Source organism: Lapidilactobacillus concavus DSM 17758 (genome assembly GCF_001435835.1).
Taxonomy (GTDB): domain Bacteria; phylum Bacillota; class Bacilli; order Lactobacillales; family Lactobacillaceae; genus Lapidilactobacillus; species Lapidilactobacillus concavus.
Genome location: NZ_AZFX01000084.1, coordinates 1 through 270, shown reverse-complemented (window position 1 = coordinate 270; position 270 = coordinate 1). Strand labels below are relative to the sequence as shown.

The 270-nt window shown below is 37.4% G+C and carries 1 protein-coding gene; it reads left to right on the top strand.

Annotated elements, in window-relative coordinates:
• Nucleotides 1-50: 50 nt before the first annotated feature.
• The coding region (locus tag FC15_RS07340; protein WP_057824936.1) for an IS3 family transposase at nt 51-270 on the top strand (220 nt) is incomplete at its 3' end.

Genomic DNA, 270 nt, shown 5'->3' with positions numbered 1-270 from the left:
GTGAACTGAACCCCCGATGTTGGACCAAATCCAATACCGGGGGTTTTCATATGTCTAAGTTCTCAAAAGAGTTTAAGTTTAGAGTTGTTCAAGAATATCTCAATTCTTCTGTTGGGATCGGTCAACTTGCACGCAAATACGGTATCAAGTCAGATGCGTCCATTCTTAAATGGGTTAATCAATATCAAGTATTCGGCGAAGAAGGACTTGAAGTTAGAAGACCAACATTTATTTATGATGGTTCATTCAAGGTAAATGTTTTAAAATGGT